This window comes from Pseudomonas sp. GD03858 (genome assembly GCF_029840925.1).
Classification (GTDB): Bacteria; Pseudomonadota; Gammaproteobacteria; order Pseudomonadales; family Pseudomonadaceae; genus Aquipseudomonas.
Genome location: NZ_JAOCDM010000068.1, coordinates 1 through 21,412, shown reverse-complemented (window position 1 = coordinate 21,412; position 21,412 = coordinate 1). Strand labels below are relative to the sequence as shown.

The following is a 21,412-nucleotide window of genomic DNA, read 5'->3' as shown; positions in this document are numbered from 1 at the left end:
TTTCACAGGAATAATTGGCCCGAAACAGATGTAGGAGCGGCCTTGCGTCGCGATGCGCCGCGCGGGCGGCGCTCGATCTGATAGGCGCTGCAAGGGTTACGGCGGACACTTGGTGACCTTCACCCGCTCAATAACCCGTCCCCCTCAAAGACTGAGCGTCAGGCTCAAACTGACATTGCGCGGCTCCCCCGGCAGCACCCACGAACTGTTGTACGAGCGTTCGTAGTACTTGCGATCAAACAGGTTGTTGAGATTCAGCCCCACGGTCACCTGTTCGCTGGCCTTGTAGTGCGCCAGCAGGTCGACCGTGCTGTAGGAGGGCAGGGTGAAGCGGCTGCCGGCCTGGCCGGAGCGCTCGCCTACGTAGTTGAAGGCCGCGCCCACATCCGAGCCGCGCAGGGCACCGTTCTGGAACTCGTACACGCCCATCAGGCTGCCGCTGTTGCGGGCAATGCCAAGCAGGTCGCTGCCCTTGGGCACGGCGGCGTCGCCCTTGGTGACTTCGGCATCGATATAGGCATAGGCGCCGATCACCCGCACCGCGTCGCTGAGCTGGCCGCTGAACTGCAGGTCCAGGCCCTGGCTGCGCGCCTTGCCGGCGGCCACGCTGTCGCCGAGGGCATCGGTGGTGACGACGTTCTCCTTGTCGATATGGAACAGCGCGATGGTCGCGCCCAGGCGACTGTCGAGCAGGTCGAGCTTCAGCCCGGTCTCGTAGCCCAGGCCTTTCTCGGGCTTGTACACCTGCCCTTGGGTGCCGATGGTATTGGGCTTGAAGGAGGTGGAGGCGTTGGCGAACACGCCGACCTGCGGCGTCAGTTGGTACAGCAGGCCGATGCGCGGGGTGGCGACATCCTTTTCCTGGGTGTTGCTGACCCTGGTGCTGCGGTTCTGCGAGGTCTGTTCGATGTGTTCGAGGCGTACGCCGAGCAAGCCGCGCAGACGCTCGGTGAAGGCGATCTGGTCCTGCAGGTTGAGGGCGTAGCTCTCGGTGCGCTCGAAGAAGTCGTTGGCCCGGGTGAGGGCCGGCTTGGGCTTGCCGTACACCGGGTTGCGGATGTCCTGGCCATAGCTGGCCAGCGTCGCGCTTTGCGGGTACTTCTGGCTGTTGCGGTAGTTCTCGTATTCGAAGCCGGCCAAGGTCTGGTGCTGCCAGCCGAACAGCTCGAAATGACCATGCAGCTCGGCCTGGGTGATGTTGTCGTTCCACTCGAAGTCGCGCTCGCGATAGAAGCGGGTGAGGGTGCTGCCGACCAGGGCCTGGGGTTCGGAGCTGTTGCCCTTGAGCGTGCCCTGGGTGTAGTGGTTGGCCAGGCGCACTTTCCAGTTGTCGTCGAGCACATGCTCCAGGGCCAGGTCGATGGTCTGGTTGTCGTTGCGGATCTTGCCGTCGTTGGGCTCGCCCATGAAGGCCGAGCGCGGCACCGAACCCAGCTCGCCGTTGACCGCTGGAATACCCCGGTCAAATACCGACTCGGTACGGGAGAACTCGGTATCGAGCATCAGGCGGGTATCCGGCGAGAGCTGCCAGCTCAGCGATGGGCTGACGATCCGCCGTTCGCTGTTGACGTGATCGCGGAAGCTGCCGTTGTCCTCGACGGCCAGGTTGACCCGGCCCAGCAGGTTGCCTTCGCTGTCCAGCGGGGCGTTGGCGTCGAGCGTGGTGCGGTAGCGGTCCCAGCTGCCGGCGCTCAGGCTGAGGGTGCTGAAGGTCTCGGCCTGCGGGCGCTTGGTGACGATATTGACCAGGCCGCCGGGGTCGCCACGGCCATAGAGGCTGGCGGCCGGGCCCTTGAGCACCTCGATGCGCTCGATATTGGAGGTGTCGGGCGAGCTGTAGCTGCCGCGGTTGATGGCGAAGCCGTTCTTGTACAGCTCGCCCGTGGTAAAGCCGCGCACGCTGTAGTTGAGGAAGGTGAGGCCGCCGAAGTTGTTCTGGCGCGAGACGCCGCCGGCAAAGTCCAGGGCCCGGTCGATGCGGGTGGTGTTGAGGTCCTTGAGCACCTGGGCAGGGACTACGTTGATGCTCTGGGGCGTATCGCGGATATCGGTGTCGGTGCGGGTGGCCGTGGCTGAACGGGTGGCGCGGTAGCCACGCACCGGGCCGTCCGCGCGTTCCTCGACGTAGGCGTCGGTGATCGAGGTTTCATCCAGCAGCAAGGGTTGGGCCGCGGAAAGCGGTTGGCCGAACAGGCCAAGGGTGAGGCCGGCCAGAAGCGGTGCGCGAGGGTTCACGTGGGGTCTCCGTTATTGATGTAATAACATAACATTTTGATTTGGGCAGATGCCACTGCCTGAGGCGAGAGTGGTTGTGCGATGGGAATGATTCGCGTTAGTGTTATGTTATTACGTTAGCGGAGGTTGTCATGCAAGTACTGTCATCGCTCAAACAGGCCAAGCGCCGTCATCGTGACTGCCAGGTGGTCAAGCGCCGTGGAAGGATCTATGTGATCTGCAAGTCCAATCCACGCTTCAAGGCGCGGCAGGGAGGGGTGAAGAAGAAGCGGGGCTAATAGGCTTTCGCGGGTAAACCCGCTCCCACAGGACCAGCGCAAGCCTTGCGGTCATTGCGATCCCTGTGGGAGGGGGTGTCGGGGCGCCGAACCGCCGCGAACACCGGCATGGCGGTGCCATGTCCCGACGAGCCCGCTTGCACAGGCTGCTCTCAATGCCGGTACTGGTGACAGGCACGGCGCAAGCGCCGCCAGCCCAGCACCACGCCACTGATCGAGATCACCAACCCACCGGCACTCAGGGCGATGATCAACCCTTCACGCAACAACGGTCGCGCTAGCAGCGGTTGCCAGTCCCAGCTGTGCAACAGGTTGAACAGCCAGCGCCCGGCGCGCTGCGCCCGGTCGTGGCTGGCCACCAGCGTGCCGCTGGCCGGGTCCAGGTAGACCCAGGTGTCGGCGGCGTCGGCGAAACGCAGGCGCAGTACCGGCAGGGGACGTGTCTGGAAGCCGTACATGCTCTGTGGGTCGCGGGCGAAATAGTGGAAGTCGTAGGTGTCTTGCCACTCATCCACACTCGCCACCTCTGGCGCCATGGCGTGGGCCGCCGCCAGCAACCGCTGCCGTGAAAACGCCTTGACCGGCGGTGCGTCGCTTTCCAGGATGCGGCTGTCGCCATTGGCGCTGCGTGCCACCAGGTAAGTCGCATCGCCCAGACGCTGCCACTGCAACTCGACGGCCGTGAAGTTCGCCTCGCCCAGCCGCTGCAACGCGGCGCCGACCGACAGCCGCAGATCGGCGGCACGCAACGGGCCCTGTTGCAGGGCAGACAACGCGATCTGCGAGCGGCTGTCGGTCAGGCCCCAGGGGCGCATCGACATCAGCCCGCTGAACACCCACAGCAGCAGTACGCCGCCGAACAGCAGCCCGCCGATATGGTGCCAGCGCAACCAGCCACCGGGGTACGGGCTGCACGACCCACTACGATAGCGCTTGCGCAGGCGCAGGCGCAGAACGCCCACCGCCATGCCCAGCACGGCCATCAGCGTGCCGAGCAGCGACAGCCCGATCACCAGCGTGCGCCAGCCATTGTCGAAGCCGAACCCGCCGCGCAACGGGTAGAGCCAGTGCAGCCAGGCGCCGACCCAGTTCCAGGCGCGCTCCTGCGCGGTGGCGTCGCGCACCACCTCGCCGGTGCGCCCGGACAGGTACAGCCAGGTGCCGGCCGCATCGGCGACCCGCACCTGATGCAACGGGCGCTCGCCGTCCAGGGCCCGGGAGTGGGTCCACCTGTCTTCGTCCAGCGTGCCCTGGTAATCCAGGGCCACATCACCGGCGAACTGCCTGGCATTGGCCAGCGCCCAGGCCGCATCGGCGCCGGCCAGAGGCTTGCCACTGGCGGCATCGAGGGCGACGCGCCGGCCATCGGCCAGGTCCAGCAGGTAGTACGGTCGCCCGCCCAGGCTGGTCAGGCGTAGCGCCTTCAACGGCTGCTGCGCCCAGTTGTCTGGCATTTGCGCGCAGCACCCGGCCGGCAGCGCCGGCAGGTGGGCCAGGCGCTCGGCCGGGGTCAGCTTGGGGTAGCCGACATACAGCATGACCACCCCGGAGACGAACCACAGCGCCATGAACAGGCAGGCGACGATGCCAAGCCAGCGGTGCCACAGGTACAGCTGGCGCTTGAGGCCCATCAGTAGCGCCACTGCACGGCCACTTCCAGGCTGCGCGGCTCACCCAGGTAGTACTGGGTGTTGGTCTGGTGGATGAAGCGCGCGTAGACCTCGTCGGTGAGGTTGCGCAGGCGCGCGCTGACTTGCACGTGCTGGTCCAGGTCGTGGGTCATGGACAGCCCGTAGACGGTGTACGACGGCACCCAGGCGGTATTGGCGGTGTTGGCGTACACCGACGACACGTAGCGGGCATCGGCGCCGACCTGCCAGCCCGGCGCCAGGTCGTAGGTCAGCCACAGGTTGGCCACCCGGTCGGGGATGTTCACCGGGTTCTTGCCCTTGCGCGAGTACACCACGCCGCCGATGGTCTCGTTGAACTCGTCGTACTCGGCATTGACCCAGCTGAAGTTGCCCGCCGCCAGCAGCTTGGGCGTGACCTTGAACGAGGCCGCCAGCTCGATGCCGGTGGAGGTCTGCTGGCCGGCCTGCTCGGTGGTGTTGGGCACGGTCGAGGAGGGCACCGAGATGTTCTTGCGCACGATGCGATAGGCCGCGGCGGTAGCCGAGCCGCGCCCGTCGAGGAAGTCGAACTTGCTGCCCACTTCCACCTGGCGCCCGGTGCTCAGGTCGAAGTCGCCGACCTGGCTGATCGAGGCGCCGGTGAGCGAGCCTCCCGGCGGTTCGGCCGAGGTGCTGTATTGGGTGTACAGGCTGACATTGGCGGTCAGGTCGTAGACCAGGCCCAGGCGGCCGGTGAAGGCGTCCCAGCGCCGGTCGAGCTTGGCCCGGGTCACGTGGTCGACCACGTCGAAGTCGATATGGTCGTAGCGCAACGCGGTGATCAGCGACAGCTGGTCGGTCAGGCGGGTGCGGTTCTCGACAAAGCCCGCGGTAGTGTCGGTGTTGGTGCTGCGGCCTTTGGCGCGCGGCGCGTCCATGCCGGGGATGTCGAGGAAGTGGCCGGGCTGGAAGCCATTCGGGTCGATGGTATCGAAGGCACCTTTGGACAGCGGATAGGTGGTCTGCTGGTTGCGGCTGTAGTCCACGCCGAACGCCCAGTCGCTGGCCAGACCGAACAGCTGGCCTTGATGGGTCAGTTCGGTGCGGTTGCCGTTGACCTCCTGGTCGTGGCGCTGGCGGTAGCCGCCGGAGCGGGCAATGTTGGTGTTGCCGGCGTTGTAGCGGTACACCTCGAGGTTGCGGTAATCGCGCTGGCCGTTGTAGTGGTAGAAGGTGTTGCGCAGCTGGTTGCTGTCATCGATGCGGTAATCGGTGATCGAGCGCAGCCAACGGGTGCGCTGCTCGTAGCGGCCGTCCTCGACGTTGTAGTTGTCGAAGCGATTGTGCTTGTCGATGTGCAGGGTGCCGACCGCCGGCTGTAGCACCGGCGTGCCCCAGTACGGGCTGTCTTCTTTTTCTTCCAGGTACTCGATGGCCAGGGTGTGCGACAGCTGGTCGTTGATGTCGCTGAGCAGCGAGAAGGCCAGGTTGCCGGCACCGTTTTCCTGGCGGTCGATATAGCCGTTGCTGCTGGTGCGGCTGTAGTCGAGCCGCGCATAGTGGCGCGGGCCATCGCCGCTGTTGAGCACCTTGTTGAAACCGACCGAGGTTTCCATCGTGTCGTAGCGAGCGTAGCTGACACGGCCCTCGAAGGTGTCCTCGTCGCGGTTGGCCAGCTTGGTGATCATGTTCAGGCTGCCGCCGACCGCGCCGCTGCCGTTGAGGAATGACGAGGGGCCGCCGAGCAGTTCGACGCGGTCGTAGATCCAAGCGCCAACCGGGCGCGCCGTGGCGCCGTATTGCAGGTTGATGCCGTTGAACAGCTGACTGACCTGGGCACCGTTGAAACCACGGTACGACACATAGCCGCCCCAGCCGGGCGGTGCCGAGGCGTTGACCCCGGGCAGGGCGTTGGCGGCGTCCTGGAAGTTGCGCGCGCCGATGCGCTCCATGGTCTTGCGGTCGGCAACGCTGACCGAGGCGGGGTTCTCGCGTGCGCTGAGGTTCAGTCGCGAGCCGCTTTCGATAGGCCGGTCGAGGTCCAGGGTGGTGGCTTCTTTGGGGTGGTCGGCCGTGGCCGTGACGTTGCTGGCGGGCAGGGTCAGGGTGTCATCCTGCGCCCAGGCGCAGGTTGCGCTGCCAACGAGCAGCGCCAAAGTGGTCATGCGGAACATGCAAGGCTTCCTGGCTGAAATCGGTGAGCGCGCGCCCGCTGCCGATCAGACGGCACTCGGGCGTGGCGATGTCAGAACGCGAGAAGCGAAGCGGGGGAGGCGCGGGGATTGACCAGTGGCCAGCGCTGCTTGGGCAGGCGTGGCGCGGGTTGTCTGGGCAGGGGCTTGCTCGATTCGCCGGCGAGCACGGCCAGCAGCCCGAAGAACACTGCCAGCAGGCTGGCGCTGAACAGGCTGGCGATCACGCAGTCGCTGCCGGCGGGCAGCACCGGGTCGGTGGCGTCCTGGTCGCCCTTGAACACGCCACTGGCGTCGGCCGCGCACCAGGCGGCGTCATCCAGGCCTGCCAGGCGCAGGCCGGCCATCTGCCCATGGCCGATGGCACACAGCAACGAGCCGAACAGGATGCTGAAGTACAGCAACCAGGCAACGTGCGATCGTGTGTGGCGGGCCAGCTTCATCGGCAAAGCTCGAAGGGAAAGGGAAAGTGTTTGGCGTGCGGATTCTACATCGTTTGAGGTATCTGAACAGAGTGATCTGCCGATAAAGCGCCTTCGAAAAGATGCAGGCGCCTGGTCCATTCTGTAGGGGCAACGGCCTTGCTCGGATTTTTCAATCTGGCGCGGCTCCTGTGGGGGCGGCCTTAGCCGCGAACACCGGCAAGGCCGGTGCCATCCACCGCAGGAGCTGCTTCGCGGGTAAACCCGCTCCCACCCACAGGGAGGCAGCGCCTCGCGCCGAGGGCTACTCGCCGCTGACCAGCTGATAGGCCAGCTGATTGTGGCGCTCGAGCACCCGCGGCAGGTCGACGGTCTTCAACTGCCCACCCTCGACCACCACCCGGCCGTTGATCACGCTGGTATCGACATGGGTCGGGGTACAGAACACCAGCGCCGCCAACGGATCGTGCAGGGCGCCGGCATAGGCCACATGGCCCAGGTCGAAGGCCACGAAGTCGGCGACCATGCCCGGTGCCAGGGCGCCGATATCGTCGCGGTTGAGCACCTTGGCGCCGCCCAGGGTGGCGATCTCCAGCGCTTCACGCGCGGTCATCGCATCGGGACCGAAGCCCACCCGCTGCAGCAGCAGCGCCTGGCGCACTTCGCCGATCATGCTGGCGCCGTCGTTGGAGGCCGAGCCGTCGACCCCCAGCCCCACCGGCACACCGTGGTCGCGCATCTTGCGGATCGGCGCGATGCCCGAGGCCAGGCGCATGTTCGAGCACGGGCAGTGGGCGACACCGGTGCCGGTGCGGGCGAACAGCTCGATGCCGTGCTGGTCGAGCTGCACGCAGTGCGCGTGCCATACGTCATGGCCTACCCAGCCCAGGTCCTCGGCATACTCGGCTGGAGTCATGCCGAACTTCTCGCGGCTGTAGGCGATGTCGTTGACGTTCTCGGCCAGGTGGGTGTGCAGCGACACGCCATATTCGCGGGCGAGCACCGCCGCCTCGCGCATCAGGTCGCGGCTCACCGAGAACGGCGAGCAGGGCGCTACCACCACGCGGCGCATCGCGCCATGGCTGGCGTCGTGGTAGTCCTCGATCAGGCGCTGCGACTCCTTGAGGATGTCGCTTTCCTTCTCCACCACCGAATCCGGCGGCAGGCCGCCCTGGCTGCGCCCCACGCTCATGCTGCCGCGCGCGGCGTGGAAGCGCATGCCGATCTCTTCGGCGGCGTGGATGCTGTCGTCGAGCTTGCAGCCGTTGGGGTAGATGTACAGGTGGTCGCTCGATGTGGTGCAGCCGGAAAGGATCAGCTCGGCCATCGCCGTCTGGGTCGACACCGCGATCATTTCCGGGGTCAGCCGCGCCCAGATCGGGTAGAGGTTGGTCAGCCAGTTGAACAGCTCGCCGTCCTGGGCCGCCGGCACCACGCGGGTGAGGCTCTGGTACATGTGGTGGTGGGTGTTGACCAGGCCGGGAATGACGACCTTGCCGGTCATGTCCAGCACCACGTCGGCGTGCTGCGGCAGGCTTTCGCTGGGGCCGACCTGGCGGATCAGGTTGTCCTCGATGTACAGGCCGCCGTGTCTGATCTCGCGGCGTTCGCCGTCCATGGTCACCAGCAGTGCGGCGTTCTTCACCAGTAAGGTCTTGGGCATGTGTGTTCCCTCCCGCATGGGGATGTTGTTCTGTCTTTTGAATGTAGGAGGTGGCCGGCGCTCGCGCCGGTCGCACCGTTGCCGTCAGGCGTGCTGGCGAAAAACGGCAGCGATCGGTGTTCCGCGCACGCGCAGGTGCCGCTTCAGGGAGGCGGTGGCAGGCGTGGAGGTGAACGGCAACAAGGTGAATGTGGCGTTCATCGCGTGGGCGTCGAACGGCATTCGAAGAAGGTGCTCGAGGGCGTCGAGCGGCAGTGGGTAGCGCATGGCTTGAGCCTGTCGCAATACGCAGCGGCGAATACCGCTGTCGTAGGCGCGGGACAATGTAAACAGAACTGATGTTTTTTGTATACGGAAAGTTGGTGCATATCCGCCGCTGGAGTCGAACGCTATCAATATGCCAGTATCCAGCTCGGTTCAACTCGGCCCGGCATGATCGCCCTGGCTGATTACACTGTGAAAACCACCACACGGGAGTGCCTGCGATGGGCTGCGCGTCGAGGGGTCATGCTGCTGGATCGGCACCTGCCTGGGGCGGGCGACCATGAACAACCGCGGGCGCAGTATCTCCCTGCAACTGCTGGTGGCGCTGGCCATCGTGCTGGGCATGTCGCTGCTCGGCGCCGCCCTGGCCTGGCAGGGCTACCTTGGGGTCCGGCAGACCCTGGTGGCCGCCGCCGGCGACGCCGCCCAGCAGGTCGGCCGGACCATCGACGAACGCGCCCGACGCCTGGTCGACCCGGTGCAGAGCAGTATCCGCCTGCTCGCCTTCAACCCGCTCGCCGACAACCTGGCGCAGCGCCTGGAGTGGTTGCCGCAGCTGGCCGAGAGCCTGAATGCCAATCGCATGCTCAGCGCCGCCTACATCGGCTTTCCCAACGGCGAGTTCCTGCTGGTCCGGCGTTTGCGCGATCCCCAACTGCTGCAGCGTTTCGCGGCACCGGCCAATACCGCGTTCCTGGCGCAGCGCGTCAGCCTGGACGCGAACGGCACCCTGCAGGGTGAATGGCGCTTCTACGACCAGGCGCTGACCCTGCTGCAGGCCCAGGCCCGGCCGGACTACCGCTACGATCCCCGCTCGCGTCCCTGGTTCATCGAAGCCTCCACGCAGGCCGATACCGTGCTCACCCGTCCTTATGTGTTCTTCACCACCCGCCAGATCGGCCTTACCATGGCCCAGCGCAGCGCCGATGGCGCGGCGGTGATCGGCATGGATGTCTCGGTCGACGACCTGGCCAGCGAGAGCCGCGACCTGCGCATGACCGCTGGCACCGAGATCGCCGTGATCGACGACCAGGGCGCGGTGGTGGCCTATCCGGACTTGCAGCGCATCATCGTGCGCGAGGGCGAGGCGGCGCGCCTGTCGAGCATCGGCGAGCTGGGTGTGGCCAGCCTCGAGCGCATCCATGCCGAGCCGCCGCGCGGCGATGGCCCCCAGGCCTACCAGGTGGACGGGCAGACCTGGTACGGCATGCGCGAGCCGCTGACCACCGTCGCCGGGCAGCACTTGCAGGTGTTGATCGCCGTGCCCGCCCAGGAGCTGCTGGCCGGCGCGCGCAAGGTGCTGTTCGAGCAGCTGCTCTGGGCCGCCGCGCTGACGGCGGTGTTGCTGCTGCTCGGCGCGCTGCTGGGGCGGCGCATCGGCCGCCCGCTGAGGTTGCTGACCGAACAGGTACGGGGTCTGGCCGACTTCGACTTCAGCCGCGAGGTCGGCGTGGTATCGCGAGTGTCCGAGGTGCGTGAGCTGAGCCGCGTGCTTGGCCGCATGTCCGGCACGATCCGCAGCTTCCAGGCGATCACCCTCACGCTCAGCCGGGAAAGCCAGCTCGAGCGCATGCTCGACGGCGTGCTGCGCCACCTGGTGGAGGCCGCTGGGGTGAGTGCTGGCGCGGTGTACCTGCTGGATACCGAGCAGGGTCGCCTGCGCCTGGCCGCCGCCTGCCGGGGCGAGGATTATCCGGTGGAGTTGACGGTGAGCGAAGGTGAAGACCTGAGCGCGCTCGTGATCCGGGGGCTGGCATTGCAAGAGCGCTGCCTGGCCGTGGCGCTAAACGACCGCAGCCAGGCACGGCTGGGCATCCTCGTCCTGCAGCTGGAGCATGCCCAGGATCGAGCGAGCGAGCCGTTTCGCCGCTTCGTCGAGGAACTGTCCGGCGCCGCCGCCGTGGCCATCGAGACGCGCCAGCTGGTCGAGGCGCAGCAACGCTTGCTGGACGCCATGATCAAGCTGCTGGCCGATGCGATCGACGCCAAGAGCCCCTATACCGGTGGCCACTGCGAACGCGTGCCGCAGCTGGCGCAGATGCTGCTGGAGCAGGCCGTGCAGGCCGACAGCGGCCCCTATGCCGACTTCACCATGAGCGAGGCCGAGCGCTACGAGTTCCGCGTCGCCGCCTGGCTGCACGATTGCGGCAAGGTCACCAGCCCTGAGTATGTGGTGGACAAGGCGACCAAGCTGGAGACCCTGTACAACCGCATCCACGAGATCCGCATGCGTTTCGAAGTGCTCTGGCGCGATGCCGAACTGGCCTATTGGCAAGGCCTGGCCAGCGGCGGCGATCAAGCGGTGCTGCAACGCACGCTCGACGACTGCCGTGCGCAACTGCGCGAAGAGTTCGCCTTCGTCGCCAAAGCCAACATCGGTGGCGAGTTCATGCAGGAGCAGGATATCGAGCGCCTGCGCCAGATCGGCGAGCGGCGCTGGCGGCGCCACTTCGACAATCGCTTGGGCATATCCCGTGACGAAGAGGCGCGTTTTGCCGGTGCGCCACCCTTGCCGTTGCCGGTGGACGAGCCATTGCTGGCCGACCGCCCTGAGCACCGAGTAGCGTGGGGGCCGCGCAAGCCGCCGGTAAGCAAGGATGACCCACGCAACAGTTGGGGCTTCGACATGCGCCTGCCGGCCCATGCCAGCGACCACGGTGAGCTGTACAACCTGTCGATCCGCCGCGGCACGTTGAACGACGAAGAGCGCTTCAAGATCAACGAGCACATCGTGCAGACCATCATCATGCTCAGCGCGCTGCCATTCCCCCGCCAGCTACGGCGTGTGCCGGCGATCGCCGGCAACCACCACGAGAAGATGGACGGCAGCGGCTATCCGCGCCGGCTTGGCCAGGAAGACCTGAGCATTGCCGAACGGGTGATGGCGATTGCCGATATCTTCGAAGCGCTGACCGCGGCGGATCGGCCGTACAAGGCGGCGAAGACCTTGTCGGAGTCGGTGAAGATCCTGGTGGGCATGGCTCGCGACGGTCATATCGACGGCCAGCTGTTGCGCTTGTTCCTCGGCAGCGGGGTGCATCGGGCGTATGCCGAGCGGTTCTTGCGGCCCGAGCAGATCGATGAGGTGGATGTGGCGTATTGGCTGGGGCAGTTCTAGCGGCATCGATGATGGCAATAGTGCCATCATTGGAGTAGTTTGCTCTCTGGCCTGGCCCACCAGGCAAGTCAACCCATGGAGGAATGGATACGTGTCAATGCGGTTTTATCTGCTGCTTGTCGCAGTGCTTGCCACGGCAGGATGCGGTACCACCAAGACCAACGTCAGTAACTTGGCCGAGGCGCAAAAATACGATCCCGCCAGCACGGCGCGGATTCGCCTGATCACCGGCGGCGGTGAGTCGTTTGGCTATGTCGGCGGCCAGTCCTGTGAGACCTACTACAACGTCAGCAGAAAGAGCGGGATCGTTCCGCCTCCGGGTTGGCGCGTGGTGCGCAGTCACACAAGCGAGGAGATGATACCGTTCTCCAGCCATTACCCCTCGGACTATTACAACAACGTCATCGGCATGCCGGCCTCTGCGAAAACCCAGCGCATCGACGCGACCCACGGCTATTTCGACGAGAGGGTGGTGCCTGCCGGACAGAACTTCATCGCGGACCTGTCGCTGGGCACTCGCGGATCGTCCTGCAGCCCGGCGCCGGCGAGCTTCACACCTCAGGCCGGGAAGGATTACGAGGTACGGCTCGACTATACCGCGCACTCCTATTTCGGCCCGGTCACGTGCCGGGTGGGGGTCTATGAGCTGCAATCGGCAGGCAGTGTCGCGAGTGTGACGAAGGATGTTCCGGTTGCCGCGAACTACTGCGTGTCCGATGCCACGGGGACATATCGCACGCTCGAAGCGCGCAGCGTTGCGCAGCCCCGGTAGCCGCCATCACCTATCGTGGTCGAGCCAAGGCAGGTAGGGGGTGGGCGCATGCGTTCGCGCCACCCACCTGTTTGTTTATCGAGGCAATACCATGGGAACGATGATCGGCGTAGGCGGCGCCGGTGGTGTCATCATTCCCTCGCTCTTCACCACCTGGATCCCGCGCTTCTGGAGGGTCTCGTACACGCGCTCGGTGGCGCCGGTGTCGTGATACCCGCCATCATCGATCATCACGCTCAATGCGCTCTGGCGGCGCTCTTCGATGAGCTGCACCTGATTGGTCCGGAAATACGACTCCAGCGCGACCTTGTTCAGTGTCGCCAGGTCGACTCGCAGGAGTTCCGTGTACTTGAGGGTCGAGGCATCCCAGCCGAGGACGCGGAGTTCGTCCTGGGTCAGGGCGAAGGTGCAGAAATGGTAGGTGCCCGTGGTGGAGCCGGGGGTGGAAATCAGCAACGAGCAGCGGCCATGCTGCAGGATCGGGCCTTTGATATCCGGGAAGTCCTTGGTGACCTGTGTCGCGAACTGAGCTCGGTCGTAGTAGATGGTGGCCCGGTCATAGGGGGTGGTGTTGCAGCCGGACAGCAGAACGGCCATGCCCAGCGACAAGCTGGCGAGCACTTTGCGCACGGATCACTTCCTGTAAAAGCGTGGGGATACGAGGGTCAGGTGAAGGCCCAGCGAACGGAACTGGGGCCTTAACCGGCGCAAGAGTAATGTGCTTAAAGGCATAACGCCATCGTTGTGTCGCATCGCTGTAGGAGCGGGCTTGCCCCGCGAACACCGGCGCAGCCGGTGCCATGCTCCGCGGCGCCTGCTTCGCGGCGGTTCGGCGCCCCGACAAGCCCGCTCCTACAGCAACTGTGCCGCCTCAGCCCGGCATCGGCACGCAGGCGTACACCACCAGTTCCACCAGCATCTCCTCGCGCGCCAGCCCTGCCACCACGACCGCCGCGCGGTTGGGGTAGGGCGCCTGGAAATACTGCGCGTACAACGCATTGACCGGCGCCAGGTAACGGCGGTCGGTCACGTAGATCAACACCTGGGTCACCGCATCGAGCGAGCTGCCAGCGGCCTCCAGGGTATGGCGCAGGTTGTCCAGGGTCTGGCGGGCCTGGGCCTCGATGCCGCCTTCGACCACCTGGCCCTGGGCATCGATGGGGATCTGCGCGGTGTAGAGCGTGCCATTGCCGATCACGGCCCATTCCAGCGGGGCCTTGGAGGCGTACAGGTCGGTCTTGATTACATGCTTCATGGCGTAGGTTCCTGAGTGAAGGTCAGTCGGCATCGCTACCGCCTCCGGCGCCGTGCCGGCGCGAGGTTTCGCTGCTCTCGACCAGAATCCGTTCGGCCAACTGCCTGAGCCGTTGCCAGACGGCTTCATCGACGATGAAGCCCTGGGGGGAGATTGGGACTGAGCTGGCCAGCTGCCGAGGGCAAGCGGCCGGCCGGCTGAACAGCACGGTGATGCTTTGCTCGAACCCGTCGCAGGTGTTGGCCTCGCTGTCCAGGCGCAGCTGTGCGGCACTGGCGGCAAACGTCGCCCGGTGCCGCTGACGTGCATCGCGCCAGTGGGCCTGTACATCCAGGCCCGTTTCAGCGGCCCGGCTGAGCAGACCCAGCAACAGGATGCGGTTATGGCAGTGATGGATACGCAGCACCGCCTGCCCGCCGCGCTGTGCCTTGGCTTGCGCCATTTCCACGGCGGTGGCGGCGCAGCGCAGCACGCTCTGGCCATTGGCGTCGAGCACCAGCAGGGCGCTGTCTTCGTAGCGCAGGACAAAGTCCCGGGCGGCTTCGCGCTGCAGGTAGTCCAGGGCCTTGGCCAGCGTGCCGACACCGTCCAGCCCTTGCAGCTGCAGCCAGCCGACCAGGTCCGCGGCATCCTCGCAATCGCCTGCGGCAAAGCCCATGCCCTCGAAGGCCTTGCGGCACATCACCTGGACCTCGTTGAGTGACACGCGCATATCAGTGGCCTCCCTCTGGCAGCACCGCGAAGTTCCAGTCATCGGCGAACGGCTGGCCGATGTCGCTGACCAGTGGCGCGCCCTGGAACAGGGTGATGCGCACCCAACGACTGGACTTGGGGTCGAACTTGCCGGCACCGAAGAACGCCAGCTTGCAGCGCAGCAAGTGGATCGGCAGCAGGTCGTGGGCCAGCAGGTTGGCGCGGATCTCGCCATAGGCGGTGCCGGCCATGCCTTGCAAGCGGCGCACCGTGCCCTTGAACGCCGGGTGGGCGATCAGAAAGTGCGCGGTCAACGCTTGCGGGTGACTGTCCAGATACCCGCGCAGCGCCCTGTGACAGCGCTGGATATTGCGCGCGATGCCCAGCTGCATTTCCTTCTCGGCCCCTGGTTCTTCCTGGCGCATGCCCAGCCTTGGCTCTTCTTTTTCGGCGGAGCGGTACCAGAAGAAGTGCTCGGCCTGCAGGTCGCTGAAGTCATAGGCCAGGGCCCAGTCGTACTGCTGCTCGATCAGTTCGCCCAGCTGCGCCAGGGGCATCTGCGCATCGAGGCGCCAGCCTTCGGTCACGCCCATCTGCTCGGCCAAGGGTGTGACGAGGGCGGGATACAGCTCCAACAGCACGCTCACCAGCAACTCTTGGCATCCGACGCCGCAGCAGGTTTCGCTCCAGGCCAGCAAACGCGGCCAGAGGTCATCGTGGTTGGGCTGGCGGGCGAGCCAGTCGGTCAGCGCGGCGAGTTCGGCCAGGGTCTGCCGGTTCTGCTGGTGCTGGCGCGGATCTTCGGTCTGGGTCTGGGCCAGGTGTTGGCCGGCACGTGCCAGCAAGGTCTGCAAGCGCGCCAGCTGTTCTGGTTGCGCCGGTTGCGCCAGCACCTGGGCCAGGGCGGTTTCCCGGGTGGCGATCCAGCGTTCCACCAGTTGCGGATGGTTGATCAGGAACGGCGCCATGCCAAGCCCGGTGGCGTTGCCGACCCCAAGGTAGCGTTGCAGCTCGGGGTCCAGCGGCACCGCCCGTTGTGGGGCAAGTGCATGGGCCATGTGTTCGATCTGCTCGATACTGAAGTGGCGCAGCAAGTATACGGTGAACATCTGCGCGCTGAACGGTTGGGCGAAGTCCTCGTTGCCCTGCAGGCAGGCGAAGTCGGCGATGCCGAACTTGCCGTTGCCGTATACGGCGGTGGTGCGATACAGATAGCCCACCTCGGCTAGCTGGCTTGGGTCCGGTTGCTGCCCTTCGGCCAGGGCCGCGAGGAATCGGTCAAAGTTGCGCAGGCTGCGATTGGCGCGGGACAGCACCAGCACCCGGGCATCGAAGCGCCCTGCCTCCTGCCGCGGCACATTGCGTTGCAGGTCGGCCAGTTGCGCGGCATCCACATCACCGGCCAGCAGCACGAAACTGACATCCCACTGATCGGCGATGACCCGGTCGCTGCGTTTTTCCGGCGGCAGGTAGGCCGAGAAGATCACGCAGTGGTAGTGGGCGTTCGGCGTGTCGATGCGGTAGATGGCAGTGCCGAAGCCCTCGCCATCGAGGTCGAAGCGGGCGCGGCGGATCTGCCAGCGCTGGTTCATCATCCGCCGCATGCTGGCGCGCACGAAGCTCAGCGGGCTCTGGAAGTGGCTGCCCAGCCGGGCCAGGTCCATGACCTGGCAGGTGGGGCGCAGCGGGTAGGGGGCAAGCACGGTGTCGGTCATTGTTGTCGTACCAGGATGCATCATGTTCAGACGCCTTGTTCACGGGCCATGTGCCGGGCGATGCGCACGGCATCCCACAGCGCCGGCAGGATCACCAGCGATACCGGTACCGCGGTGATGACGATGAAGGACTGCAAGGCCGTGACGCCACCTGCGCCGATGGTGATCAGCACCACCGCCGCCAGGCCCATGCCGATGGCCCAGAAGCCGCGCAGCCACCGCTTCGGTTTGTCGCTGCTGGACATCGCCAGCGCCACGGTGAAGGCCATGGCGTCGCCATTGGTGGCCACCGAGATGAAGCTCAGGAACAGGAACAGCGCGCTGATCAGGCCGCCCAGCGGCAGGTTCTGGGTGACCCCCAGCAGCAGGTCCTCGGGCTGGGTGCCATGGGCGGTGACGGTGCCCGGCGACTGCAGCTCCATGCCGATGCCGCTGCCGCCGACCACGGTGAACCAGAACATGGTCACCAGCGGCGCGACGATCGACAGGGTCACGATGATTTCGCGAATGGTCCGGCCCCGGGAGATCCGCGCCACGTACAGCGCGACCATGGGCGCATAGCCGATGAACCAGCCCCAGTAGAACACCGTCCACCAGTCCAGCCACTTGGCGTCGGCGCGGTACAGCGTCAGCGGGATGAAGTGCTCCAGGTGCAGGGCGAAGGCCGAAGGGAAGCCGCCGAGAATGAACAGCGTCGGCCCGAACACCACCATGAACAGCGCCAGGCCCAGCATCAGCCAGACGTTGATCTCGCTGACGAAGCGGATGCCCTTGAGCCCCACCAGGCAGGACACGGTGTACATCAGGGTGACCAGGACGATGGTCAGTGACTGGGTCAGCAGGTCGTTGGGCACGCCCCATACCGCATGCAGCGCGCTGCTGATCTGCAGCCCGAGAAAACCGATCGGGCCGATGGTGCCGGCGACCACGGCGATGATCGAGCTGGCGTCGGCCAGGGTGCCAATCGGCCCCTTCAGCGCGCGCTCGCCGAACAGCGGGTAGAGCAGGGTGCGCGGTGCCAGGGGCAGGCCCTTGTCGTAGTGCAGGTGCATCAGCACGATGGCCAGCAGGCTGCCGAGCACCGCCCAGGCGAGAAAGCCCCAGTGCACGAAGGACTGCGCCAGCGCCGCGGTGGCGGCCGCTTCGCTGTGCGGCGCCACGCCGGCGAAGAACGGCGGCGGGCTGGCGAAGTGCATCAAGGGTTCGGCGGCGGCCCAGAAGGCGCCGCCGCCTGCCAGCAGGGCGCACATGATCACCGCGATCCAGTTGAAGGTGCTGATGTCCGGACGCTGGGTGACGCCGCCCAGGCGCACGCGGCCGCATTTCGACAAGCCGATGACCAGGCTCACGGCGAAGGTGGCCAGCATCAGCACCTGCCAGTACAGGCCGAAGAAGCGCGTCGACCAGGCGAACAGCGTGTTGACCAGCGCCGACACCGCGTCGATGTCGACCAGCGCGGCGACCAGGAAGGCACCGAGGAAACCGCCGCTGATCAGGAACAGCGGCCAGTCGATGTCCCGCGTCAGGGGCAGGCGCATGGCCTGGCCATCCGCTGGCAGGGTGGTTGGGTTTTTCATGAAGCCTCCGGAACCTGCGTTTGTTGTTATTGTTCAGCCGTCCGTGCGGGATGGTTCAGGTCTGCGCCGTGGTGGCGGTCTCCAGCAGGCGCAACCAGTTCAGTCCCATGATCCTGCGTACATCGTCTTCGGCAAAGCCCCGGGCGCGCAGGCCCCGGGCGATATTGGGGAAATCGCGGCTGTCGCGGAACCACTGCAGCGGTGCCGGCCAGTTGGCGTTGTCCTTGGAGCCTTCGCCGTAGTCCTTGTCCTTGCTCCAGCGGCCGTTGCGCATCCACTCCAGCACCGACAGCGGTTGCGCCTGGCACAGATCGGTGCCGATGCCGATATGCTCGACGCCCATCAGGTCGGCGGTGCGCGCGACCATGTCGCAGAAGCTCTCCAGGCTGCACGCCGAGGCACCCTTGAGGTGGAACGGGTAGGTGCTGAAACCGAGCAGCCCACCGGACTCGGCGATACCGCGCAGCACCGCGTCGGACTTGTTGCGCTTGGCGGCGTGGAAGCTCGACGGGTTGGCGTGGGAGACGATCACCGGCCGGCTGGACAGCTCGATGGCCTGCAGCGTGCTGCGCTCGGCGCTGTGGGACATGTCGATGAGCATGCCGACCCGGTTCATCTCGGCGATCACCTGGCGGCCGAAGCGGCTGATGCCGTTGTCCTCCTGCTCGTAGCAACCGCTGGCCAGCAGGCTCTGGTTGTTGTAGGTCAGCTGCATGACGAACACCCCGAGCTGGCGGAACACCTCCACCAAAGCGATGTCGTCCTCGATCGGCGAGCAGTTCTGGAAGCCGAAGAAGATCCCGACCCGGCCTTCTTGCTGCGCCGCGCGAATATCGCAGGCGCTGCGCACCGGGCGGATCAGTTCGGGCCAGGTCTCGAAGCGCCGGTTCCACTCGCCCAGGCGCGAAAGGGTTTCGCGGGCGTTCTCGTGGTAGGCGATGGTGGCGTGTACCGCGCTCAGGCCACCGTCGCGCATCTGCTGGAAGATTTCCGGGCTCCAGTTGGAGTACTGCAAGCCATCGATCATCAGTAAATCCTGCATGGCAAGCACTCCTTCAAGGCCGCACGTAGGTGGTCTTGACCACGGTGTAGAAGTCGCGGGCGTACTGCCCCTGCTCGCGCGGGCCGAAGCTGGAGGCTTTGCGCCCGCCGAACGGCACGTGGTAGTCAGTGCCGGCGGTGGGCAGGTTGACCATCACGCAGCCGGTCTGGGCGCGGCGCTTGAACGCGCTGGCGTGGCGCAGCGACTGGGTGACGATGCCGGCGGTGAGGCCGTACGGGGTGTCGTTGAGGATGGCCAGGGCTTCTTCGAAATCGGCCACGCGGATCACGCAGGCGATCGGCCCGAACACTTCCTCGCGGTTGATGCGCATGTCGTTGCGGCTGTCGATGAACAGCGCCGGGCGCATGTAGTAGCCGTCGCGGTCCAGTTGCAGGCGTTCGCCACCCTCGATCAACCTTGCGCCCTCGGCCTGGGCCAGGCGCAGGTATTCCAGGTTCTGTTCCAGTTGGCGGGCTTCGGCCACCGGGCCGATCTGCACGCCTGGCTCCAGGGCGTGGCCGACCTTGAGGGCGCGCATGCGCAGGCGCAGGGCCTCGACGAAGCGGTCGTGGATGGCATCGCAGACGATCAGCCGCGACGACGCCGTGCACTTTTGCCCGGTGCCGAAGAAGGCGCCGTTGAGCGCGCAGTCCATGGCCAGGTCGAGGTCGGCGTCGTCCATCACCACCAACGCGTTCTTGCTGCCCATCTCCAGCTGGCAGCGCACCAGGTTGCCCGCGGTGGCGACCGCCACCTGGCGGCCGGTGGCCAGCGAGCCGGTGAAGGTCAGGGCGTCGATCTCGGCTGAGTTGACCAGGGTTTCGCCAACGCTGGCGCCGCTGCCCATGACCAGGTTGAAGGTGCCGGCCGGCAGGCCCTGGCGGCTGATGATTTCGGTCAGCGCCCAGGCACTGGCCGGCACCAGGTTGGCCGGCTTGAACACCACGGCGTTGCCGAAGGCCAGGGCCGGGGCGATCTTCCAGGCGGCGGTGGCCATGGGGAAGTTCCATGGGGTGATGATGCCCACCACGCCGACCGGTTCGCGGTGCACCTCGATGTCGATGCCCGGGCGCACCGAAGCGGCGGTCTCGCCCATCTGGCGCAGCACTTCGGCGGCGTAGTAGTGGAAGAACTGGCCGCTGCGGGCGACCTCGCCGATGCCCTCGGCCAATGGCTTGCCTTCTTCGCGGGAGAGCAGCTGGCCGAGTTCGTCCTTGCGTGCGATCAGCTCGTCACCGATGGCCATCAGCACCCGCTGACGCGCTTCGAGCCCGATGGCGGCCCACAGCGGCTGCGCGGCGCGGGCGGCCTGGATGGCCTGGCGGGTCTGCTCGGCGCTGGCCTGGTGGTATTCGCCGATCACATCCAGGGTGTCCGAGGGGCTGTGGTTGGCCAGGGTGGCGTGGCCGTCGCACCACTGGCCATCGATGTAGTTCTTGTAGGTATTGAGTGACATGGATGAAGCCTCCGATTGCCTGGCTGTCATCTTGCGAGCAATATCGAGCAAAATAAAATTAATAAAAAATATGCTTTGATAAGGATCGCTAACCATGTTGCCCGAGCTGAAGATCACCCAGCTGCGCTACTTCGTGCTGGTCGCCGAACTCGGCAGTTTCCATGCCGCCGCCCGTCAGGCGTGCCGCACCCAGCCGGCGATTTCCCTGGCGGTGCGCGAGCTGGAGCAGAAGCTCGACCAGGCGCTGATCGAGAAGGGTGGTGGGCGCTTGGAACTGACGCCGTTTGGCCTGCATTGCCTGCCGCTGTTCCGTGGCCTGATCGAGCATCACGACCGCATCGCCCGCGAGGCCACCTTGCTGGCCCGCCACGAGATCGGCCAGGTGAGCATCGCCACCGTGCCGTCGGTGGCCAGCCGCCTGTTGCCCGGGCCGCTGGCGCGCTTCGTTGCCCGGCATCCAAACGTGCAGGTGAGCATTCAGGACGGCACGGCCGAAAGCGTGCAGCACCTGCTGGCCCAGGGGCTGGTGGATTTCGGCATTGGCAGCCTGTGGCAGGACGATGGACAGGTGGCGATGACGCCCATCGTCAATGACCAGGTGGGGGTGGTGTGCCGAGCCGACCATGCACTGGTGCAGGCGGGCGGGGCGCTGCACTGGTCGCGGCTGCGCGGGCTGCCGATGATCCGCAACGGCACCTCGCGGCTGCTCGAAGGCACCGAGGCCGAGAGCCTGCTGGAAGACAGCCGGTTGTTCGTGTCCAACATGATTTCGCTGATCGCGATGCTGGAGCAGGGGGTGGGGATCAGCACCTTGCCGTATCTGGCGTTTCCGCTGGAGAACGAGAAGCTGGCGTTCTTGCCGTTGGCGGCGCCGAAAGTGGAGCGGCGGATCGGCATGCTGACGCGCAAGGGACGGAGCCTGTCGCCGGCGGCGCAGGCGTTGCTGGCGTTTCTGCGGACGGAAATGGCGTCGGCACATCGAGCTTAGTGCCATCCCTTTCAAGGTGTTCGCCGTTAGCGTTGCAGCGCCTATCAGATCGAGCGCCGCCCGCGCGGCGCATCGCGACGCAAGGCCGCTCCTACATCTGTTTCGGGCCAATGAGTCCTGTGAAAGTACCGC

General features: G+C 66.0%; 17 protein-coding genes. 4 read left to right on the top strand and 13 right to left on the bottom strand.

Annotated features, from left to right (window positions below; translation table 11 throughout):
- Window positions 1–144 precede the first annotated feature (144 nt).
- A complete protein-coding gene (locus N5D48_RS17200) occupies window positions 145–2,235 on the bottom strand; it encodes a TonB-dependent siderophore receptor (protein ID WP_279886467.1) in 2,091 nt (696 codons plus the stop codon).
- A 131-nt stretch (window positions 2,236–2,366) separates the two neighbouring features.
- Here N5D48_RS17200 and ykgO point away from each other — a divergent pair, with 131 nt between their 5' ends.
- Window positions 2,367–2,513 carry a type B 50S ribosomal protein L36 gene (ykgO, locus tag N5D48_RS17195; RefSeq protein WP_023632134.1) on the top strand — a complete coding sequence of 49 codons (147 nt, stop codon included), beginning with the start codon at window positions 2,367–2,369 and terminating at the stop codon, window positions 2,511–2,513.
- 152 nt (window positions 2,514–2,665) lie between these two features.
- Here ykgO and N5D48_RS17190 read toward each other — a convergent pair whose 3' ends face one another.
- From N5D48_RS17190 to N5D48_RS17170, 5 genes are all read right to left on the bottom strand, one after another.
- Window positions 2,666–4,144: a PepSY domain-containing protein gene (locus N5D48_RS17190; protein WP_279886485.1), complete on the bottom strand. Its 1,479-nt coding sequence runs from the start codon at window positions 4,142–4,144 to the stop codon at window positions 2,666–2,668.
- A complete protein-coding gene (locus N5D48_RS17185; RefSeq protein WP_279886454.1) occupies window positions 4,144–6,297 on the bottom strand; it encodes a TonB-dependent receptor in 2,154 nt (717 codons plus the stop codon). Before N5D48_RS17185 ends, N5D48_RS17190 begins: the two co-directional genes overlap by 1 nt.
- Before the next feature lie 71 nt (window positions 6,298–6,368).
- Complete coding sequence (locus N5D48_RS17180) at window positions 6,369–6,758, bottom strand: DUF2946 family protein (protein WP_279886451.1); 390 nt, start codon at window positions 6,756–6,758, stop codon at window positions 6,369–6,371.
- Between the two features lie 283 nt (window positions 6,759–7,041).
- On the bottom strand, window positions 7,042–8,400 hold the full coding sequence (locus N5D48_RS17175) for an 8-oxoguanine deaminase (RefSeq protein WP_279886450.1): 1,359 nt from the start codon (window positions 8,398–8,400) through the stop codon (window positions 7,042–7,044).
- Between the two features lie 84 nt (window positions 8,401–8,484).
- Window positions 8,485–8,667, bottom strand: coding sequence for a hypothetical protein (locus N5D48_RS17170; protein WP_279886448.1), 183 nt, complete (start codon window positions 8,665–8,667; stop codon window positions 8,485–8,487).
- 277 nt (window positions 8,668–8,944) lie between these two features.
- Between N5D48_RS17170 and N5D48_RS17165 the strand changes: the two genes are divergently transcribed.
- Together N5D48_RS17165 and N5D48_RS17160 are read left to right on the top strand one after the other, a co-directional pair.
- Window positions 8,945–11,782, top strand: a complete 2,838-nt coding sequence (locus tag N5D48_RS17165) for an HD domain-containing phosphohydrolase (protein ID WP_347881634.1) — start codon at window positions 8,945–8,947, stop codon at window positions 11,780–11,782.
- Between the two features lie 97 nt (window positions 11,783–11,879).
- Window positions 11,880–12,554: a hypothetical protein gene (locus N5D48_RS17160; protein WP_279886446.1), complete on the top strand. Its 675-nt coding sequence runs from the start codon at window positions 11,880–11,882 to the stop codon at window positions 12,552–12,554.
- Window positions 12,555–12,629: 75 nt separating this feature from the next.
- On the opposite strand, the gene N5D48_RS17155 is transcribed toward N5D48_RS17160, so the two are convergent.
- The 7 genes from N5D48_RS17155 to N5D48_RS17125 all read right to left on the bottom strand — a co-directional run bounded on the left by N5D48_RS17155 (window position 12,630) and on the right by N5D48_RS17125 (window position 20,292).
- On the bottom strand, window positions 12,630–13,184 hold the full coding sequence (locus N5D48_RS17155) for a hypothetical protein (protein WP_279886443.1): 555 nt from the start codon (window positions 13,182–13,184) through the stop codon (window positions 12,630–12,632).
- 241 nt (window positions 13,185–13,425) lie between these two features.
- Window positions 13,426–13,809, bottom strand: coding sequence for a RidA family protein (locus N5D48_RS17150; protein WP_279886440.1), 384 nt, complete (start codon window positions 13,807–13,809; stop codon window positions 13,426–13,428).
- Between the two features lie 22 nt (window positions 13,810–13,831).
- Window positions 13,832–14,521 carry a DUF3726 domain-containing protein gene (locus tag N5D48_RS17145; protein ID WP_279886437.1) on the bottom strand — a complete coding sequence of 230 codons (690 nt, stop codon included), beginning with the start codon at window positions 14,519–14,521 and terminating at the stop codon, window positions 13,832–13,834.
- Between the two features lies 1 nt (window position 14,522).
- Window positions 14,523–16,217, bottom strand: a complete 1,695-nt coding sequence (locus N5D48_RS17140; protein WP_279886435.1) for a hypothetical protein — start codon at window positions 16,215–16,217, stop codon at window positions 14,523–14,525.
- 26 nt (window positions 16,218–16,243) lie between these two features.
- Window positions 16,244–17,794, bottom strand: coding sequence for a BCCT family transporter (locus N5D48_RS17135; protein ID WP_279886433.1), 1,551 nt, complete (start codon window positions 17,792–17,794; stop codon window positions 16,244–16,246).
- A gap of 55 nt (window positions 17,795–17,849) precedes the next feature.
- Window positions 17,850–18,836: a dipeptidase gene (locus tag N5D48_RS17130; RefSeq protein ID WP_279886431.1), complete on the bottom strand. Its 987-nt coding sequence runs from the start codon at window positions 18,834–18,836 to the stop codon at window positions 17,850–17,852.
- 13 nt (window positions 18,837–18,849) lie between these two features.
- A complete protein-coding gene (locus N5D48_RS17125) occupies window positions 18,850–20,292 on the bottom strand; it encodes an aldehyde dehydrogenase family protein (protein WP_279886429.1) in 1,443 nt (480 codons plus the stop codon).
- A gap of 94 nt (window positions 20,293–20,386) precedes the next feature.
- On the opposite strand from N5D48_RS17125, the gene N5D48_RS17120 reads away from it, so the two are divergent.
- Entirely contained in the window at window positions 20,387–21,280 is an 894-nt protein-coding gene (locus N5D48_RS17120) for a LysR family transcriptional regulator (protein ID WP_279886427.1), read from the top strand.
- Window positions 21,281–21,412: the final 132 nt, after the last annotated feature.